Source organism: Rhodopila sp., assembly GCF_965277165.1.
GTDB lineage: Bacteria > Pseudomonadota > Alphaproteobacteria > Acetobacterales > Acetobacteraceae > Rhodopila.
The window spans coordinates 482273-501485 of the sequence record NZ_CBDICE010000005.1 but is presented as its reverse complement, the minus strand read 5'-3'; the positions used below and the strand labels follow the sequence as shown (position 1 = coordinate 501485).

The 19213-nt window shown below is 66.5% G+C and carries 18 protein-coding genes; 4 read left to right on the top strand and 14 right to left on the bottom strand.

Going from position 1 to position 19213, the window contains the following annotated elements; all coding sequences use genetic code 11:
* Positions 1 to 136: 136 nt before the first annotated feature.
* Complete coding sequence (locus tag ACQY4Y_RS02925) at positions 137 to 2197, top strand: FUSC family protein (RefSeq protein WP_428489065.1); 2061 nt, start codon at positions 137 to 139, stop codon at positions 2195 to 2197.
* A gap of 29 nt (positions 2198 to 2226) precedes the next feature.
* Here ACQY4Y_RS02925 and serA read toward each other — a convergent pair whose 3' ends face one another.
* Both serA and ACQY4Y_RS02915 read right to left on the bottom strand, forming a co-directional pair.
* Positions 2227 to 3813: a phosphoglycerate dehydrogenase gene (gene serA, locus ACQY4Y_RS02920; protein WP_428489064.1), complete on the bottom strand. Its 1587-nt coding sequence runs from the start codon at positions 3811 to 3813 to the stop codon at positions 2227 to 2229.
* Positions 3814 to 3830: 17 nt separating this feature from the next.
* Positions 3831 to 5006: a phosphoserine transaminase gene (locus tag ACQY4Y_RS02915; RefSeq protein ID WP_428489063.1), complete on the bottom strand. Its 1176-nt coding sequence runs from the start codon at positions 5004 to 5006 to the stop codon at positions 3831 to 3833.
* A 425-nt stretch (positions 5007 to 5431) separates the two neighbouring features.
* Here ACQY4Y_RS02915 and ACQY4Y_RS02910 point away from each other — a divergent pair, with 425 nt between their 5' ends.
* Positions 5432 to 5764 (top strand): hypothetical protein, encoded by a 333-nt coding sequence (locus tag ACQY4Y_RS02910; RefSeq protein ID WP_428489062.1) that lies wholly within the window; start codon positions 5432 to 5434, stop codon positions 5762 to 5764.
* Positions 5765 to 5812: 48 nt separating this feature from the next.
* Here ACQY4Y_RS02910 and zwf read toward each other — a convergent pair whose 3' ends face one another.
* From zwf to ACQY4Y_RS02895, 3 genes are all read right to left on the bottom strand, one after another.
* Positions 5813 to 7288 carry a glucose-6-phosphate dehydrogenase gene (gene zwf / locus ACQY4Y_RS02905; protein ID WP_428489061.1) on the bottom strand — a complete coding sequence of 492 codons (1476 nt, stop codon included), beginning with the start codon at positions 7286 to 7288 and terminating at the stop codon, positions 5813 to 5815.
* A 139-nt stretch (positions 7289 to 7427) separates the two neighbouring features.
* Positions 7428 to 8426 (bottom strand): aldo/keto reductase, encoded by a 999-nt coding sequence (locus ACQY4Y_RS02900; RefSeq protein WP_428489060.1) that lies wholly within the window; start codon positions 8424 to 8426, stop codon positions 7428 to 7430.
* Between the two features lie 77 nt (positions 8427 to 8503).
* Positions 8504 to 9481: a ketopantoate reductase family protein gene (locus ACQY4Y_RS02895; protein ID WP_428489059.1), complete on the bottom strand. Its 978-nt coding sequence runs from the start codon at positions 9479 to 9481 to the stop codon at positions 8504 to 8506.
* Between the two features lie 109 nt (positions 9482 to 9590).
* Between ACQY4Y_RS02895 and ACQY4Y_RS02890 the strand changes: the two genes are divergently transcribed.
* Complete coding sequence (locus ACQY4Y_RS02890) at positions 9591 to 9941, top strand: RidA family protein (protein ID WP_428489058.1); 351 nt, start codon at positions 9591 to 9593, stop codon at positions 9939 to 9941.
* Between the two features lie 22 nt (positions 9942 to 9963).
* Here ACQY4Y_RS02890 and ACQY4Y_RS02885 read toward each other — a convergent pair whose 3' ends face one another.
* The 6 genes from ACQY4Y_RS02885 to ACQY4Y_RS02860 all read right to left on the bottom strand — a co-directional run bounded on the left by ACQY4Y_RS02885 (position 9964) and on the right by ACQY4Y_RS02860 (position 14025).
* Positions 9964 to 10743 (bottom strand): SDR family NAD(P)-dependent oxidoreductase, encoded by a 780-nt coding sequence (locus ACQY4Y_RS02885; protein WP_428489057.1) that lies wholly within the window; start codon positions 10741 to 10743, stop codon positions 9964 to 9966.
* A 35-nt stretch (positions 10744 to 10778) separates the two neighbouring features.
* Positions 10779 to 11645 (bottom strand): sulfurtransferase, encoded by an 867-nt coding sequence (locus ACQY4Y_RS02880; RefSeq protein WP_428489056.1) that lies wholly within the window; start codon positions 11643 to 11645, stop codon positions 10779 to 10781.
* 3 nt (positions 11646 to 11648) lie between these two features.
* The gene (locus tag ACQY4Y_RS02875; protein WP_428489055.1) at positions 11649 to 12056 is read right to left on the bottom strand and encodes a VOC family protein; all 408 of its coding nucleotides are present in this window, start codon (positions 12054 to 12056) and stop codon (positions 11649 to 11651) included.
* A gap of 17 nt (positions 12057 to 12073) precedes the next feature.
* A complete protein-coding gene (locus ACQY4Y_RS02870; protein ID WP_428489054.1) occupies positions 12074 to 12826 on the bottom strand; it encodes an SDR family NAD(P)-dependent oxidoreductase in 753 nt (250 codons plus the stop codon).
* Between the two features lie 134 nt (positions 12827 to 12960).
* A complete protein-coding gene (locus ACQY4Y_RS02865) occupies positions 12961 to 13605 on the bottom strand; it encodes a glutathione S-transferase family protein (protein WP_428489053.1) in 645 nt (214 codons plus the stop codon).
* 9 nt (positions 13606 to 13614) lie between these two features.
* Positions 13615 to 14025, bottom strand: coding sequence for a rhodanese-like domain-containing protein (locus tag ACQY4Y_RS02860; RefSeq protein WP_428489052.1), 411 nt, complete (start codon positions 14023 to 14025; stop codon positions 13615 to 13617).
* A 31-nt stretch (positions 14026 to 14056) separates the two neighbouring features.
* On the opposite strand from ACQY4Y_RS02860, the gene ACQY4Y_RS02855 reads away from it, so the two are divergent.
* Positions 14057 to 15076, top strand: a complete 1020-nt coding sequence (locus tag ACQY4Y_RS02855) for a cysteine synthase A (RefSeq protein WP_428489051.1) — start codon at positions 14057 to 14059, stop codon at positions 15074 to 15076.
* A gap of 111 nt (positions 15077 to 15187) precedes the next feature.
* On the opposite strand, the gene ACQY4Y_RS02850 is transcribed toward ACQY4Y_RS02855, so the two are convergent.
* The 3 genes from ACQY4Y_RS02850 to ACQY4Y_RS02840 form a co-directional block, all read right to left on the bottom strand.
* Positions 15188 to 16456 (bottom strand): pentapeptide repeat-containing protein, encoded by a 1269-nt coding sequence (locus ACQY4Y_RS02850; RefSeq protein ID WP_428489050.1) that lies wholly within the window; start codon positions 16454 to 16456, stop codon positions 15188 to 15190.
* A 278-nt stretch (positions 16457 to 16734) separates the two neighbouring features.
* Positions 16735 to 17874, bottom strand: a complete 1140-nt coding sequence (locus ACQY4Y_RS02845; RefSeq protein WP_428489049.1) for an acyltransferase family protein — start codon at positions 17872 to 17874, stop codon at positions 16735 to 16737.
* A 3-nt stretch (positions 17875 to 17877) separates the two neighbouring features.
* Positions 17878 to 19212: an ATP-binding protein gene (locus ACQY4Y_RS02840; RefSeq protein ID WP_428489048.1), complete on the bottom strand. Its 1335-nt coding sequence runs from the start codon at positions 19210 to 19212 to the stop codon at positions 17878 to 17880.
* Position 19213 lies beyond the last annotated feature (1 nt).

Sequence of the window (19213 nt, the reverse complement as noted above, 5' to 3'; positions counted from 1 at the left end):
CCCAGCGCGATCATGTTCCAGTATGCGCATCGGTGAAGCGCGATACGTCGCTTTTTGTCTGAGTATCCGGTTCGCGCGCGTCAGATCTTTGACGCTTCGCGTCTCATCCATCTGTGCGATGGGATACTAACCCACGATGCGGTCCGCGTCCCGGTTAGCCGCCCCCGACCTCGCGCGCCTGCCGATCGTGGTCAATCCGCGTGCGATCAGCCTGGCCGAGGCGGTCCGCGCCGGGCTTTCGGTCGCCGTCATCATCGCGCTCAGCCAGTATCTGGCTTTGCCGGCGCTGCGTGAGGCTGCGCTGGCGGCACTGCTGACCTGCCTATGCGATCCCGGCGGTCCGATCCGCCGGCGGGTTCCGGTGTTGGCCAGCTTCGCCCTGATTGGCGCGGCGGTTACCGCCGTCTATGGTCTTTTGCGCGAGCTTGGGCCGGTGGTGGCGTTGCCGCTGGGCGTGTTCGGACTGTTCTGTTCGTCGTTCGTGCGCATTTACGGCCAGGCCCCGCTGCAGGTCGGCGCTTTGCTCAGCACGGTGCAGATCCTGTCGCTCGATCGCGGCGATCCCAGCCTGACGCAGGCCGCCATTCTGGCCGCGGCCTTCATCGGCGGCGCGGTGTGGGCGATCCTGCTGACCATGGTGATCTGGCGGGTCTATCCGTTCCTGCCGGCCAGGCGCGCGGTGGCCGAGACCTATCGGCGGTTGTCTGAACTGGTGCGCGATCTTCACGTCCTGGTGCGCGCGCGCGCCGCCAGCGACGCCGATTGGGCAGCCCACGCCCGCATCCACCGCCGCGCCGCCCGCGATGCGATCGAGGCGGCGCAGACCATGGTGATGGACACGCTGCGCTCGCGCGGTGCCGCCAGCAACCGCGGCGCCCAGGCGGTGATCCGGATCGAGACCGCGGAGCAGATCTTCGGCGGCCTGATTGCGCTGAGCGACCTGCTGGAGCAGGTGTCACCGCCCGAGCGGCGGATCGCCGAACGGGTGCTGCGCCGGATGCGCCCGGTGCTGCTGATCCTGGCCCGTGGCATGATCACCGACGACCCGGACGTGGCCGGCCGCGCCAACCGGGCGATCGATGCGATCGAGGCTGATCTGCGGGAGCTCCCGGTGAAGACGCCGCTGCGGGCTGTCACCAGCCGGATTACCGACCGGCTGCGCATCGCTCATACCCTGGCGGTGCCGGCCAACCTGGCGCCCGGCACCGACGCCGCCGGACGGTCGATCCCGTTGCGGCAGCGGGTGATCCGCCCGCTGGCCGCCAATCTGGACTGGAAGTCCCCGGCCCTGCGCCACGCGCTGCGCACCGCCGTTACCGCGGCGGGGCCGCTGGCGTTTACCATGGTGTGGTTCAATCCGTACGATCACTGGCTGACCATCACCGTGGTCGCGACGATGCAGCCATTCTTCTCGCTGACCTACACACGGGCGATAGAGCGGGTTCTAGGCACCGCTGTGGGCGGGCTGGTCGCCGCCGGCGTCGGCCTGGTCTGCACGTCTCCGCTGTCGATCGCGGCGGCGATGTTTCCGCTGGCGATGCTGGCATTCGCGGTGCGGACGGTGAGTTTCGGACTGTTCATGATGGCGCTGACGCCGCTGGTCGTGCTGCTGGTGGAAACCGGCTCGCCGGGCGCCGGCGAGTGGACGATCGCCGGTTTCCGCGCGGCGTTCACCACCATCGGCGGTGTGCTGGCGGTCGCCGCGAACTTCCTGCTGTGGCCGAGCCGCGAGCCGGATCTTGTGGCGCCGGAGGTAAAGCGGGCGATCGCGGCCCATGCCGGCTATGCCGAGGCCGGCGTCTCCCTGCTGCTGGGCGAGACCAGCCAAACGGCATTGGATCAGGCTCGGCGCGTCGCCGGTGTCAGCACCAATTCGCTGGAGGCGCTGATCACCCGCGCACTGCTGGAGCCGGGCAAGAAGCGGCGCGATGCGTTGGAAGCGGCGATGGTGGTCGATGCGGCGCTGCGTCGGTGTGCCGGGCGGCTGGCGACGCTGCAGCACGACCCGGCACTGGCGGCCACCGGCGCGGCGCGGATGTTACGAACTTGGCGGGACTGGATCAGCGCGGCGATGCGGATGCTGGCGTCCGGGGGCACCGACCTGCCGCCCCGACCGGATGGCGAGGCGCATGACGCGCTGACGCGGATTTCCCGCCAGATCGACCTGCTCGCCGGGGCCATGGGCCGGCTGCGTTAGGCGTGCGGAGGGGTCCGCCCAGGGCCGCCTTAAAATGCCAATCCGGTTGCCTGCACCACCAGCGGCAGGGTGCGGACCATCGCCAGCACGTCTTCGGGCACGCTTTCGTCCAGTGAAACCAGGCAGATCGCGTCACCGCCCTGATTGGCTCGACCCAGATGGAAGGTGGCGATGTTCAGCCCGGCGCCGGCCAGGGTGGCGCCGAAGCGGCCGATGAAGCCGGGCTTGTCCTGGTTGGTGACGTAAAGCATGTGCGGCGCGAAGTCGGCCTCGACCTTGATGCCCTTGATTTCGACGATGCGCGGACGCGATCCGGCGAACAGCGTGCCCGACACCGAACGCGACAGGGTGCCGGTTTCGACGCTGACCCGAACCAGGGTCAGATATTCGGTCGGGCGGTCATGCGCGGTTTCGGCGACGTCGATGCCGTGATCGCGCGCGGCGACCGAGGCGTTGACCATGTTGACGCCCTCCATCAGCGGCGACATCAGCCCCGACAGCGCAGCGGCGGTCAGTGGCCGGTGGTTCAGTGCGGCGGCCTGGCCTTCGTACTCGATGCTGACCTTGTGGATGGCGCCTTCGCTCGCCTGGGTCAGTTGGCCGGCGAAGGCGCCCAGCAAGCGGCAGAGTTCCAGGTATGGCTTCAGCCGCGGTGCGTCCTCGGCGGACACCGAGGCCATGTTGATCGCGTTGGTGACGGCCCCCGTGAGCAGGAAGTCGCTGATTTGTTCGGCGACCTGAAGCGCCACGTTTTCCTGCGCCTCGGCGGTGGCGGCGCCGAGATGGGGGGTGCAGACGACGTTTTCCAGGCCGAACAATGGCGAGGCGGTCGCCGGCTCGGTCTCGAACACGTCGAGCGCGGCGCCGGCGACGTGGCCGGACCGGATGGCGTCGGCCAGGGCGCCCTCATCCAGCAGGCCGCCGCGGGCACAGTTGATGATGCGGACTCCGGGCTTGGTGGCTGCCAGCGCCTGTTGCGACAGGATGTTGCGGGTGGCGTCGGTTAGCGGCGTGTGCAGGGTGATGAAATCGGCTCGGGCCAGCAGCGTGTCGAGGTCGGTTTTCTCGACGCCGAGGTCGAGCGCCTTCTTCTCCGACAGGTAGGGATCATAGGCCAGCACACGCATTCTCAACCCGACCGCGCGGTCGGCAACGATCGAGCCGATATTGCCGCAGCCGATCAGGCCCAGCGTCTTGGCGGTCAGTTCGACGCCCATGAAACGGTTCTTTTCCCAGTTGCCGGCCTTGGTCGATACCGAGGCCTCGGGGATCTGGCGCGCCAGGGCGAACATCATGGCGATGGCATGTTCGGCGGTGGTGATGGTGTTGCCGTGCGGCGTGTTCATCACCACGACGCCGCGCGAGGTGGCCGAGCGAATATCGACGTTGTCCACGCCGATGCCGGCGCGACCGACCACTTTCAGCCGGGGGGCGACGTCGAGCAGTTCCCTGGTCACCTTGGTGGCGGAGCGGATCGCCAATCCATCATAGCCGCCGATCACGGCGCGCAGTTCGGCGGGCGACAGGCCGGGCTTCAGATCGACCTCGATGCCGCGGTTGCGGAAAATCTCGACAGCGGCCGGCGACAGCTTGTCGCTGATCAATACCTTGGGCATTGGCTGTATCCTGTCGTTTATTGCGCGGCGGCGAAGTTGCCGGCGACTTCAGCGGCGGCCCAGTCGAGCCACGGCAACAGCGCCTCGATGTCGGCGGTTTCGATGGTGGCTCCGGCCCAGATGCGCAAGCCAGGCGGGGCGTCGCGGTAGGCGCCGATATCGTAGGCCACTTCGTGCTGTTCCAGCAGCGAGGCCAGCAGCCTGGCCGCCTTGGCCTGGCCGTCGGGCGGCAGTGCGGCGAACCAGCGGGCTGTGATCTTCAGGCAGATCGAGGTGCAGGACCGCGTCGCCGGGTCCTCGGCCAGGAAGGCGGCCCAGTCGCTTCGGCCGACCCAGGCGGCGACGGCGGCCAGGTTCGCCTCAGAGCGCGCAATCAGCGCTGGCAGGCCGCCGATGCGTTCGGCCCAGCGCAGGCCATCGAGTGCGTCCTCGACGCAAAGCATCGACGGGGTGTTGATGGTCTCGGCCTTGAATACGCCTTCCGCGATCTTGCCCTTCGAGGTCAGGCGGAACAGTTTGGGCAGCGGCCAGGCCGGGGTGTAGCTTTCCAGCCGTTGCACGGCGCGCGGCGAGAGGGCCAGCATGCCGTGCGCGGCCTCGCCGCCCAGCACTTTCTGCCAGGACCAGGTCACCACATCCAGCCGGTCCCAGGGCAGCGCCATGGCGAATGCGGCCGAGGTGGCATCGCAGATCACCAGGCCGTGGCGGTCGGCGGCGAGCCAGTCGGCGTTGGCCACCCGCACGCCCGAGGTCGTGCCGTTCCACGGAAACACCACGTCATGGGCGGGATCGATCGAGCCCAGGTCGGGCAGCTTGCCGTATGGCGCCGACAGCACGTGCGCGTCTTTCAGCTTCAGGTGCTTGACGATGTCCGTAGCCCAGGTTTCGCCGAAACTGTCGAACGTGACGATATCGACGCCGCGGGCACCGAGCAGGGACCACAGCGCCATCTCGACCGCGCCGGTGTCGGAGCCGGGGACGATCCCCAGGCGCCAGTCCGCCGGCATGCCGAGGATCGCGCGGGATCGGGTGATGACCTCGGCCAGGCGGGCTTTCGGTTGCGCGGCGCGGTGGCTGCGGCCCAGCAAGGCGCCGGCGAGGGCGTCGACGGTGAAGCCGGGGCGTTTGGCGCAAGGGCCGGAGGAAAAATTGCGATTGTTCGGACGCGCGTGCGGCGTCGCGGCGCTTGGCATTGCGGTTCTCCCTTTCAGAAGAAAAGCGTCCCGTTGGGGGGACGTGGCCCGGGCCGGCGTTTAGGCTGCTGGAAACGGTGCGTCAACAATGTTTCGCTGCCTCGCGACAGGCCCCCGTGCATCGCGGTAATTCGCGGGTCGCTCACGATGGCGTCAAAACGGGGCGCGAACCGGTGGTGCCGATCGGCCCTGTCCGGAACGCCCGGACGTTTCTTGCGTTAAGAGCATTCGTCAGGTTCCGGCGCTGATCGTTGGATCGGTCAGTGTTGTTGCGCCGGATCAGAGGGCTTCGCGATCCGAGGCCGCGGCCCCAGGGCAAGACAGGGCCGGCTGATGATAGCCCGCTTCGGCGTTGCATGGCCGCGGACAAACGCCTTCTCAACGACAACAGAGGAACGTCTTCCAACGGAGACGGAACCACCATCATGATGCGAACGGTTTCCCTGAGCGCCTTGCTTCTGGTTGCCACTCCGGCGCTGGCGCAGAACCCTCAACAGGCGTCCCCGGCCAACCCGACTGTGCCGATGGCGCCGCCAAGCGCGCCGTCGCCGCCGCCGGAGAAAATCGCCCCGGCGGACCCAAATCCGTCGGGCGGCAACCTGAGCAATCGGCTGTCGCGGCAGAAGGGCACGATCACGCCGCCAAACGTGGATCCCGGGTTGACAGTAAAGCCGCCGAGCACTGGGGCGGGGACGAGGACGCCGGTGATCCGCCCGCCCGGATCGCCGGGAGGCAATCCGTCGGTGATCCCGAAATAGATCCTGGAGCGGCGCGCGCCTGATGGAACGATCCGGTTTCGGTTGGTGCTACTCCATCTGTTCGTTCCAGGTCCGGCCGTCGCGCTCGATCAGCGCGATCGCCGCGGTCGGGCCCCAGCTTCCGGCCGGATAGGGCCGTGGGTGGTCGGGCCGCGCAGCCCAGGCTTCCAGGATCGGCTCGACCCAGGCCCAGGCGGCCTCGACCTCGTCGTGGCGCATGAACAGGGTAGGGTTGCCGCGCACGGTGTCCATCAGCAGCCGCTCGTAGGCGTCGGGGAAGCGCTTGCCGAAGGTCTTTTCGAAACTGATGTCGAGACCGGTGGGGGACAGCCGCAACCCGCCCGGACCGGGGTCCTTGGTCATCATCTCCAGCCGCATGCCTTCCTCGGGCTGCAGGCGGATGATCAGGGTGTTGGGCCGCCACTCGGCTGCCTCGGGCGGGAAGATTGAGAATGGCGGCTTGCGGAACTGGATGACGATTTCCGAAACTTTCGACGGCAGCCGCTTGCCGGTTCGCAGGTAGAACGGCACCCCGGCCCAGCGCCAGGTGCGCACCTCGGCCTTGAGGGCGACGAAACTTTCGGTGGCGGAAGGTTCGTCGGACCCTAGATCGGCCAGATAGCTGGGCACCGGCTTGCCGTCGATCGCCCCATGCGCGTACTGGCCGCGCACGGTCAGGCCGGCGACCTCGTGCTGTTCCATCGGCTTCAGCGCGCGCAATACTTTCAGCTTTTCGTCGCGCACCCGGTCGGCGTTGAGCGAAACCGGCGGGTCCATCGCGATCAGGCAAAGCAGTTGCAGCATGTGGTTCTGCAACATGTCGCGCAGCGCGCCAGATTTGTCGTAGTAGCCGCCGCGGCCTTCCAGTCCGACGGTCTCGGCCACGGTAATCTGCACGTGGTCGATCACGTCGGCGGTCCACAGCCGCTCGAAAATTGTATTGGCGAAACGAAGCGCCATCAGGTTCTGAACCGTCTCCTTGCCCAGGTAGTGGTCGATGCGGAAGGTCTGCGCCTCAGTGAACACCCGCCCGACGCTTTCGATGATGCCGTGGGCCGAGGCGGCATCGTGGCCAATCGGTTTTTCCAGCACGACGCGGGATTTGTCGGTGACCAAGCCATTGGTGCCAAGGGCCTTGCAGGTCGGGCCGTAGAGGTCGGGTGAGGTGGCCAGGTAGAATACCCGGATGCGGTCGGGGTCCAGCAAATCCTTGAAACGGGACCAGTCGGCGTCATTCGCGGTGGCGTCGATCGAGACGTAGTGCAGTTGCGCGAGGAAGCGCCGCACCGTTTCGGCTTCGCGATCCTGCGCGGGCACATGTTTTTCCAACGCCTTGGTGGCTCTGCCGCGAAAATCGTCGTCCGACAGCTTTGAGCGGGCGGCACCGATGACGCGCGATTTTGCCGGCATCTGGCCGTCACGAAAGCGGTAGTACAGCGCCGGCAGCAGTTTTCGCAGCGTCAGGTCGCCGGTGGCGCCGAACACGACGCAGTCGAAGGTTGCGACGGGTATGATCTGCGGCATCCATCAGACTCCTGTGGCTTCGCGGGTGCACAATCATTGCTACACCATGCGGCGGCCTTCGACCACGGAAACCTGTCCGCGCCCGATACGGCCTTGGGCGCGGTGTTTGTATTGTGTCGGACGATTCAGGCTCTGGGATTCAGCGCCGTTCGCCAGAAAAGTTGGCGGTCAGCGCGGCGAGCCGGTCCAGGGCGGGCTGCGGCAGGGGGCCTTTTTGCACCGCGGCCAGGCTGCCCTGGAACTCCGCCACGGTTGCCATGCCGACCAGGATGGTGCCCATCGCCTTATTCGTAATAGCGAAACGAATCGCCACTTCGGCCAAGCTGGCGGCGAAGCCCTCGGTGACCAGCGGCATCAACCGGCGGGCGCGTTCCAGGTCGATCTGGTAGCTGTGGGCAGAGCCGATCGGCGCGGGCGGCGGGCTGGCGGTGGGGTGGCGTTCGGCGCTGCCGGAGAGCGCGCCGGCGGCCAGCACGCGGATCCCGACCACGCCGACGCCGGCTTTCTGGGTGTGGTCGAACAGCCGGCCGTAATCCTGCGCCGGGTAGTTCGGCGGCAGCGCGGTGGCGGCCGAGGCGTTCAGCACGTTGTAGCTGACCTGGGCACTGTCGATCAGTTCCGCATCGATGACCTGGTGCAGCGCCGCGGTATCGCCGATCGCGGTGATGCCCAGGAAGCGGGTCTTGCCGGCTTTGCGCAGTGCTTCGAAGGCCGGAACGACTTCGTTTTGTAGTTGGGAAACGCTGAGGCTTTCGCCGCCGCCTTGCAGGCTGATCGGGTTGTGCAGGTGGAAGATATCGACATGGTCCATCCGCAGCCGTTTAAGGCTGCCGTCCATCGAATCGGCGATGGTCTTGCCGATGGCAGCGAAATTTTCCGGCGGCACGCGAACCTTGGTTCCCACCGCGACGCCTTCCGGCCTGCGGGTCGCCATCACGCGGCCCAGATTCGTTTCGGAGGCGCCGTTGCCGTACTGCACCGCGGTGTCGAAGTAGCTGATGCCGGCGTCCAGCGCGAGGCCGACGGCTTTGTCCTGATCGGCGTCGGAACCGCGGACCATCAGGCCGCCGACGGCGCCGCAGCCGAAGCCGAGGATTGAAAGGCGCAGGCCGGAGCGGCCAAAGATGCGGGTTTCCATCAGCGTAATGTCCTTGATTGATTGCGACGGGGATTGATTGCGACGGGGATTGATTGCGGCGGGTCAGGTGTGACGTGTCAGGTGTACAAGCCCGCGGTTCGGGCGCGCAGCTTGCACAGTGCGACCAGTAATTCCAGTGTCGGGACGGCAACGCCGGCCATGTGCGCCAGCACCAGCGGGGCATCGAACATGGCGTCGATTTCCATCGGCCGGCCAAGTTCCAGGTCCTGCAGGATGCTGGGCTTGTGGTCCATCGAGCGCTGGCCGGTGATGCGGCGCGCGTGATCGGTGGTCGGATCGGCGCCCAGTGCCAGGGCGATGGCGGTAGCTTCCTGCATCATGCGGAACCCCGCTTGTTGCACTGCCGGCTCGATGTAGGCGCCCTTGGGCGCGCCATTGGTCAGCACCGCCAGGGTGCCGCCGGCGAGGTTGCTGATCAGCTTGTTCCAGATCTCGGTGCGGATCGCCGGCGTCGCTTCGCCGCTGATGCCGCCTTTGGTGATCAGATCGGACAGCGCGCGCACGCGATCGGACATGGTCCCGTCCGGTTCGCCCAGGATGACGCGGCTTTTCGGCTGCTCGACCTCGATGACGCCGGGTGCGGTCACCGCGCTGGCGGAATAGACCACGCCGCCAAGCGTGCGGCCGGGACCCAGCGCCTGGCGCAGCGCATCGCCGGGGTCGATCCGAGGCAACGATTTGCCCTGATGCGGACCCGCCGGATGGTCGAAATACCACCAGGGTATGCCGTTCATTACGAATGCGACCGGGGTGCCCGGACCCAGCAGCGGTGCGATCCGAGCGGCGACGGTGGGAAGTGCGGGTGCCTTCACGGTCACGAAAACAGCGTCCTGCGGTCCGAGTTCGGACGGATCGGCCGAGGCGGCGACCGTGGCGCGGTGCGTGCCGTCGATCGCGTGCACTGTCAGGCCGTTCGCCCGGATGGCGGCGAGATGGGCGCCGCGGGCGATCACAGAGACGCGGGCTCCGGCGAGATGCAGGCGGGCGGCGAGGTGTCCGCCGATGGCGCCGGCGCCGAAGATGCAGATTCTCATGCTGGTCATCGGACGCCGGGAATGGCACGATGGTCAAGTTGGCGTGCCCTGGTCGGGCGCGGTTCGATGGCTTAGAAGGCTGCGATCGGTTTCAACCTGGAGCAGTCGCATGACCAAGATCACCCGCACGGAGCCCGGCCCGATCCTGTCGAAGGCGGTGGAATACCACGGGTTCGTCTACCTGCCCGGCATCACCGCGCGCGACACCAAGCAGGACATCAAGGGCCAGACCGCCGACGTGCTGGCCCAGATCGACGCCATGCTGGAGCATCACGGCACCGACAAGACACGCCTGCTGCAGGCGCAGATCTGGGTGAAGCACATCAAGGATCGGGTGTTGATGAACGAGGTCTGGTCGCCGTGGCTGCCGAGGGAGGGCGCCCCGGCGCGGGCTTGCGTGCAGGCAGAGATGGCGGCCCCCGATGTGCTGGTGGAGATCATGATCACCGCCTGCAAGTAGTCGGCGCGATCGCCCGGCGGATTCAAGCCGTGGCGCCGCCATCCACTGGAAGCGCCACGCCGTTCACGTACGACGCTTCATCCGACAGCAGGAACAGGGCGGCGTTGGCGATTTCCTCGGGCTGGGCGACACGGCGCATCGGGTTCAGGCCGCCGCGCTTGCCGATCAGGGTCTCCGGCGTTTCACCGGCCGGCATCTGGCTATCCGGGCGGGCGACGAACACGCGCAGCATCGGCGTGTCGGTGGTTCCGGGGCATACCGCGTTGACCCGGATATTCTCGTGTCCGTAACGTTTTGCCAGACCTTTGACCAAGCCGACAACCCCGAATTTCGCGGCGTTGTAGATCGGACTGTAGGGCGAGCCTTGCAGCCCCGAGGTGGAGGCGGTGAACAGCAGCGATCCGCCGCCTCGGGCGCGCAGGTGCGGCAGCGCGGCTTCGGTGCTGACCAGGACGCTGCGGACGTTCAGGTTCATCGCGAAGTCGAAATCCTTCCAGTCGAGACCTTCGATCGAGGCCGGGCCGGGGGTGCCGACGTGGTTCCAGACGAAATCGAGGCCGCCGAACTGGCTGACCGTCTGGCGCACGATGTCGCGGGCGAAGTCGTCGCGGGTGAGGTCGCCCGACAGTCCGATCGCCTTGCCACCGGCGGCGGTGATCTGGCGGACCACCGCATCGGTTGCCTCGTTGTCGAGGTCGACGACGGCGACCGAGGCGCCCTCGGCTGCGAACCGAACCGCCCCGGCGCGGCCCATGCCGGAGGCCGCTGCGGTGACGATGCCGATTTTGTTATTTAACCGCATTGTTGTTTCCTCCATTTGATTGCAGCCTGTGGGTTTCAGCCGGTCTGCATTGGCAGGCTGGCGTCCTTGGCCCACTCCGACAAAGACGCGTCGTAGATACGGACGTCGGTATGCCCCAGCATGACCAGGACCAGCGCATCGGCGCTGGCGGCGATGCCGCCGCCGCAATAGGTGATGACCGGGCGGTCCAGTGCGCCGACTTCTGCCATGCGGCGACGCAGTTCGTCGGCCGGTAGGAAGGTATTGGTCGCTGGGTCGAGCAGGTGCGCCGCTGGCAGGTTGACGCTGCCGGCGATGCGGCCGGGACGGCCATAGCTGTTGCCGCCGCTGCCGTCGTGCTGCGCCGGCAACAGCGCATTCAGGGTGCAGATGCCGGCGTCGCCGATCGCGGCTTTGACCGCGTCCTTGCCGACCATCAGATTGCGCACCTCGCTGACGCGGAAATCTCCCGGCGTGGTGGGGGAGGCGGGGCCGGTTTCGACCGCGCGGTGTTCGGCGATCCATTTCTGCCAGCCGCCGTTCAGCACCGCGGCGTTATCGTGGCCAAATTCGCGCAGCAGCCACCAGACCCGCGTCGCCCACCACGGATTGGCGGTGCTGTAGGTCACCACCCTTGTGCTGTTGCTGATACCGAAACGACGCATTGCGGCAGCGAAATCTTCCGGTTTCGGACGCATGAAGTTCAAATTCTGTGCGCTATCCGAAACGTCCCGCGCGACATCGCAAAACCGGGCGCCGGGGATGTGGCCCTTTTCGAAGTCCTCGCACCCCGGTTTGATGGCATAGGTGGCCTTCGGGTCGGGGATCAGATGCGTGGTGCAGTCAAGCGCCACCACCTGGTCGAGATGTCGGGCGAGCCAATCGGTCTCGACCAGGAATTCCGGGTGAACAAAATCCGCCATGGCTCAATGCCCCGCTGTCAGTTCGGCTAGTTCGATCAACACGTTCCCGGTCGCCGATGGGTCCAGGAATATGATCTTCGACCCGGCATGGCCGGTGCGCCAGGTATCGCTTTGCAGCTTGACGTTCTTGGCCTTGAGTTCGGCGATGGCGCCTTCGATGTCCTCGACCTCGAAGCAGATATGGAACAGGCCGGTGCCCTTTTCGGCGATCCATTTGCTGACCCCGGAGTCCGGGCCACGGCCTTCCAGCAGCTCGATGTAGGACTGACCGACCGGCAGCATCGCCAGCCGGGTCTGGCCGATCTGTTCCTGGTATTCCAGTTCGAGGCCGAACGTATCGCGCATCAGGTCGAGCGATTGCTGCATTGAATCGACAGCAATGGCGATGTGTTCCACGCGCTTGATCTTCATCGTTGCGGTTCCGTTGTTCAGGAGATGATCACGCCGCTATCGACCGGATAGACGTGTCCGGTGACCTTGGCGGCTTCGTCGGATGCCAGGAACAGCGCCATGGAGGCGACGTCCTCGGGTTCGATGAGCCCCACAAGGTGGGACTTCGCCAACTTATCCAAAGCGGCGTTGCCGGCGACGAGTGTTTTTACCCGGTCGGTCATGGTGGCGGACGGGGCGATGGCGTTGACGCGGACCTTGGGGGCGAATTCGACCGCCATGGAGCGGGTAATGGCCGCGACGCCGCCCTTCGCTGCGGTGTAGCAGTCGCGCCCTGGGATGCCCATCAGCGCGACGTTCGATGACATGTTGATGACCGATCCGCCGCCCGATTTGATGATCGCTGGAATCCCGAACCGGCAGCCGAGGAAGCTGCCGAACAGGTCGAGCTTGATCACCCGCCAGAACTCGTCCAGCGGCGCCGCGGTCACGTCGCTGTCGCGCGCCGTCGACCCGCCGGCATTGTTGTGCAGCACATGCAGCGCGCCCCAGTGCCGCAGCGTGGTGTCGATGGTGGCCTGGATGCTATCGGGTTCGGTGACGTCGGTGGTGACGGCGATCGCCTTTCCGCCGGACCGGGTGATGAGTTGCGCGGTCTGTTCCCCCGCCGCCGCGTTCAGTTCGGCGACGACAACCCTGGCGCCTTCACGCGCGAACAGCCTGGCGGTGGCCCTGCCGATGCCAGTTCCGGCCCCGGTGACGAGGGCGACTTTTCCGTCAAGACGTGGCATCCGCGTTTCCCCCCGTTGGCTCGGGGGTCATCGTCACCCGATGGAGGATGCCGATCAAGGGGCTGTTGGGGTCGGAGCCAGAGGCGGGTAATGGCGTGCTCGGCCGGTGGGGCGGTCGGTTGCTGGCTGGGCGGTTAAGCCGGCAGGTCGTAGCCCAGCGCGGACTCGGCTTCCAATGTCTTGCGCACCGCGGGTCTTCCCATCATGCGGTCGTAGTGCGCGCTTAGGTTGGGAAACATCGCCGGATCGGCGCCCAGGGATCCGCGGAAGCGCCAGAAAAGGCGGAACAGATGGATGTCGGCGATCGAATATGCTCCGCGGACGGCCCAGCCGCGATCGCCCGATGGTTGATCGCTCCTACGGTGATCGCTCGATCCTTGACCGCCCAGTGGTTGATCAGCCAGTCGTTGATCAGCCAGGCGATACATCGCCCGCGCGTGATCCACCCCTTGCCGCCGAGCGGGATGCAGGCTGGATGCAATGAACGACATCCATGATATCACCTGAGCCTCGGCCTCGATGTCGCCCGATGGAAGCAGGTTCGCCTCGCGGTATCGCCGAGCCAGGTAGTAAAGGATTGCGGCGACTTCGGTCAGCGGGCGGCCGTCGATCACCAGTATCGGCACCTTGCCTTCGGGATTGAGAGCGCGGAACTCGGGCGGGTCCTGGTCGCGTTGGGCGAAGCGGATCGCACGACCCTCAAACGCCGCCCCGACCTCGTGCAGGGCGATGTGGACGGCCATCGAACTCGATCCCGGGGCGTGATAGAAGATATACATCGGCCCTGCCTATTTCTGCCGCCAGGGCAGGCCCTCGGCCTTCCAGCCAGCGTTGGCGCCGCGATGACCCAGCGCGTCGGGCGGCCCCTCGAACCCATCGGCGACGTTGAACGCGTGCGCAAAACCGGCCGCCTGCGCGGCCTGCGCCGCCGCCATGCTGCGCCCGCCGGTGCGGCAGATGAAATAGATCTTGTGATCCGGCGTCAGCCCGGCCTGTTTCAAATTGTCCTCGAAGCTGTCGTTGCGCTGCATCGTCGGGTACATCTGCCAGGGGATCAGGATGGCCTGCTTGCCCGAGGCGGTCAGTTCCGGCACACCGACGAAATTCCACTCCACGTCGGTGCGCACGTCGACCAACTGCGCGTCGTCGTCCGATTGCAGGGCTTCCCAGGTCTGGGTTGGCGCGACATTCTCGACCATGTTGATGACTCCGCTCAGGAAAGAGGAACCGATGACCGCCTTGTATCACGGCAGCAGCTGGCAAGACGACCTGGCGCAGGCAATCGGCAGCACCCCGCTGATCAAACTGCGTCGGGCTTCGCAGGCGACCGGCTGCACCATCCTCGGCAAGGCCGAGTTCATGAACCCCGGAGGGTCGGTCAAGGACCGCGCGGCGCTGGCGATCGTCACCGACGCCGAACAGCGCGGCACACTGCGCCCAGGCGGCACCATCGTCGAGGGCACCGCGGGCAATACCGGCATCGGCCTGACCCTGGTCGGCAACGCCCGCGGCTATCGCAGCGTGATCGTGATGCCGGAAACCCAATCGCGCGAGAAGATCGAGTTCCTGCGAATGATCGGCGCCGACCTGCGGCTGGTGCCGGCCAAGCCGTATCGCGATCCGGGCAATTACGTGCACGCCTCGCGCCGCCTGGCGGAGGAGATCGCGGCCGAGACCGGCAACGCGATCTGGGCCAACCAGTTCGACAACATCGCCAATCGGGCGGGACACCAGGCCACCACCGGGGTGGAAATCTGGGACCAGACCGGCGGCAAGGTCGATGCGTTTACCTGCTCGTGCGGCACCGGCGGCACGCTGGGCGGCGTCTCGCTGGCGCTCAAGCAACGCAACCCGGCGGTCCGCATCGTGCTTGCGGATCCGTTCGGCAGCGGTCTTTATGGCTGGGTGAAAAGCGGTGATCTGGCGATCGAGGGCTCATCGATCACCGAAGGCATCGGCAATTCACGGGTGACCGAGAACCTTGCCGGAATCCAGATCGACGACGCGGAACGCATCCCGGACAGCGAAGCGCTGGAGCAGATTTTCGATGTTCTGATTCACGAGGGACTGTCGGTGGGCACCTCTGCCGGAATCAACATCGCGGCGGCGATCCGGGTGGCCAAGGCGATGGGGCCCGGTCATACCGTGGTGACCATCCTGTGCGACGGCGGGTCGCGGTATCAATCGAAACTGTTCAATCCGGCGTTCCTGCGAGAGAAAGCGCTGCCGGTGCCGCACTGGTTGGCATAGGCGCCCGTGCCGGTCGGCGGATGCGCGACCGGGCGGCGCCGCGTGACGCGGCAGGCCTGAAAGCACGGCTTGGGGCACCGATCGTGACAGCGTCAAACCGAACGGAAAAAACTATTCAGCCGCCCGAGGCGCGGCGCCAGGCTTGGCGTCCCCGTTGGCCGGGGTGAGCACGATGGCGTCTTGCAGAACCGCACCGTCGATGCAGGCCCCGGTCAGATCGGCGGCGCGGATGTCGGCCCGCCGCAGATCGGCTCCGGTCAGCCTGGCTCCGGTCAGCTTGGCACCATAGAGAATCGCATCGCTGAGGTCCGCCCAGGTCAGGTTGGCGCCACTGAGATCGGCCCAACTGAGATCGGCGCGTCGCAAATTGGCCGCCTGCAGATCCGCCGCGGCCAGATCGGCGCCATACAGGAAGGCCTGGGACAGGTTGGACCGGCCCAGCTTGGCGCCGCGCAGGCTGACCCGTTCAAGCCGAGCACCGCTTAGGTCGGCGCTGCCGAGTTGCGCTTCATCGAGATCGCAATCGCCAAGTCGTGCGCCGCGCAGGTCGGCGCGGTGCAGGTTGGCGCCGCCGAGACGGGCTTCGAGGATCGTGGCGCCGCTGAGGTTCGCCGCATAGAGGTTCACCCCGCTGAGATCGGCCCAACTGATCGTGGCCCCGGTCAGGTCAGCGGCCCGGCCGTTGGCCTGGGTCAGGTTCGATCCGGTCAGGTTGGCGCCGGCGAGGTTCGCTCCGACCAGGGTGGCGCGGTGCAAGCAGGCACGCCGGAGATCGGCCTGCGACAGATCGGCGCCTGCGAGATCGGCCTGTTGCAGGTTGGCGGCGAACAGATCGGCGCCATGGAGCGGCGCCTGCTTCAATGATGCCCTGGCCAGGTTGGTCCGCGTCAGGTTCAGGCGTGCATCCGGGGCGATGCCATCGGTGGCGCGGCGTCTGATGATGACGTCCAGGGCGGCGGCAACGTCGGCCGATCGTTGCCGACGATACGAGTCTGGCATCGTCACAGCATCCTGGGTTGACGCTGGCGGATCGGCGGCGGCGGGATCCGGCCACGGCGCGCGTTGTCTGATCAACGCGGCGAGGATTTCGGTCACTGCGGCCTGGTCGGGCCGGCTTTCACCAGCAATCCGGTCCAGGGTATGGATACCGCCGAGACAGACCGCCAGCTTGGCGCTGCCGATCTGTTCGACTGCCCGGCCGAACATTTCGGTGGTGGTCGGTGGATGGTCGGACCGGTGCGGCCGATTGCGCCGGGGTAACCTGAATGGCTGTCGCAGTACGCCCCAGGTCAACAGGCTGCCGCCCAGCAGGGCGTCCACCGCCGTTAATGTTTCGCGGTTCCGCCCATACCAATCGCACGCGAGCGCGACAAGCGACATTCAACCACGCTTATTCCTTGCCTGGGCACCGATCCGATGGCGCCAGGCGGCCTGGAGACGCGGCCGGCGTTCATCATTACGACTATAGCATGACGCCGTGCGGAAGCAAAACAAGTTCCACGCTGTCGCAACGGAATTTTACCGAGCCGGTGCCGCGTTGCGGCTGATCGGCAAATCCGGAATAGCGATGATGCAGGCGCCGCGACGGCGCTGGCCGGTACGGTTCCGAAGCTTTGCCAAGCTGACTGTCCAGCCTGGTGGCTGACGCGCCATCTGCCTCAGGCGTTTCGAACGTTCCGCCGCGCGCGATCATGCGGTATCCGGCGCAGTACGGTCTGTGCCGGCCGCTCAACCCAGCGGAACACGATGAACGCCGCGGCGAATACGGAGCCGAGATAGGCCAGCATGAACCAGTCGTGATAGATCAGCGGCGGCACCGCGATGGCAAACTGGCTCAGCAGCAGCATGGTGGCGAGCTGCATCGGAAAATGCAGCATGTAGCTGGCGTAGGTCAGGTTTCCCAGCGCGATCAGCAACGTCCTGGTCCGCTGCCTCCGGGGCCTTATGACGAGTTGCGCCAGCAGAATCGCTGCCGGGAACATCGCCAGGCTGGCGCCGGCGATCGCCAGCACATGGGTTGCCACCAAGCCGGCGCAGACCGCGATCAAGGCTGCACAGCCGAGGGCGCAGCGCCGGTGCCATGTCCGGTCCAGCGTCGTGATCCAGTCGTGCAGGTGACAGGTCAGCGCGCCCAGGAAGAAGAACGTTCCGGCGCCGCTGAAGGCCGGCTTGATCCCGAACGCCGCCTTGGCGATCGGGGCCGCGATAGCGAAGCCGAACATCGCCAGCGCGTCGGTCCGCCAGCCGGCCCCGGCACGCCGGGTGATCCAGAAAAACCCAACGTAGATCAGCAGCTCGGCCGAAACGCTCCAGGACGGGCCGTTGAACGATTCGCCGGACTGCCAGCCCCACCAATTGGCGAAGAACAGGTTCATGACGAAATGCGAGGCATCGTTGAACAGATAGACGAATGTCTCGCCGAAGCGGGCGGCGTAAAGCGCCTGCAAGGCCGCCACGATCAGCAGCGTCGCCAGGTGCAGCGGGTAGAGCCGCGACAGGCGCAACACCAGGAACCGCCCGAACGACAGACGTGCCTGGCTGATCGAGTCGCGGTATTTCCAGGTCAGGATGAAGCCGGAGATGCACCAGAACAGTTGCACGCCGCTGTAGCCATAGAGGTAGAACGGCGCCAGCAGGGCACGGAACGGTAGGCGGCCGACATGGTAGGCGGCTTCGTGATGGCCGACGAACAGGAAGTGCTGGTAGTGCCAGACCAGTACGCCAGTCGCCGCAAGAAAACGCAGCAGTTCCAGGCCAATAAGGCGCCCGTCGGCCTGGGTCCGCAGATCGCTGCCCATGGGTCAGACCGGCAGCCGGATGCGCGCGCGCAGGCCGCCCATCGGGCTGTCCTCCAGCACGATCTCGCCGCCATGGGCGTGCACGATGTCGCGCGCGATGGTCAGGCCCAGGCCGGTGCCACCGGAGGACCCGCTCTCGAACGGGCGGAACACGCTCTCGCGTTTGTCGGCCGGAATGCCGGGCCCGTCGTCATCGACCGTGACCTGGACGGAACGCCCTTGCGCCGCGGCGGCCAACACCACGTGACGGGCGTGGCGGCGGGCATTGTCGACCAGGTTGGTGATCGCACGCCGCACTGCGTCGGCGCGCAGCTTCAGGGTCAACTCGGCGGGCACATTGACTTCGAGTTCGGTCCCGGCGCGCCGCGCGCCGGCGGCAACGTCGTCGAGGATCAGCGCGAGGTTAACCGATTCCGCCTGCTCGATGCCCTCGCCGCGGGCAAACGCCAGGTAGCCGCCAATCATGCGTTCCATTTCCTCCACGTCGGCGGTCATCTCGGTGACGTCGTCGCGCAAGTCCTCGGTGCGCGGCAGCATGGCCAGCGCCAGCCGCAGCCGGGTCAGCGGCGTGCGCAGGTCGTGCGAAACCCCGGCCAGCATCTCGGTCCGTTGCGCCAGGAAGCGGCGGATGCGGTCCTGCATGCGGTTGAAGGCGGTGGCAGCCTGGCGCACCTCCGAGGCACCCTCGGGGCGGATCGGCGGCACGTCGCGGCCCATGCCGAATGCCTCGGCCGAGCGCGCCAGGCGGCGGATGGCGCGCACCTGGTTGCGCATGAACATGGCGGCGATGGCGAACAGCAACAGCGCCGAACCGACCAGCCAGCCGACGAACAGAAAGATGGTGCCGGTGGCCAGCCGCTTGCGCGGCGCTTTAACGTCCAGCACGCCGTCGGCCAGTTGCAGTTGGATCAGTACGGACTGCGGATCGGAGGTCCAGTCCATGGTGAACGGCACCCGAAACCGCTCGGTCAGCGCCTGTGCGAGATCATCATCCTCGGGACCCAGGATGTTGATGCGCTTCTGTGGCAGCAGTTTGGCGCCGGGCTCGAGCTTGATGTCGAGAACAAATTCGTTGCGTGCCAGTTGCAACGCCCATTCGCGTTCCGCCGGATCCTTGAGCCGCTGCACGATATCGACGGTGTAGGAGATTTCCCCGGCGATCGCCCCGGACAGGCGGCGCGAAACCAGATTGAGATGGCTGCCGTAGAAGATCTGCAAAGCGATCGCCTGCACCACCACCAGCGGTACCAGCATGATCAGCAGGGTTCGCCCAAGCAGGCCGCGCGGCATCAGATGCTTCAATTGCGCGACGAACGGCAGCGGCAGCCGAGCACGCATG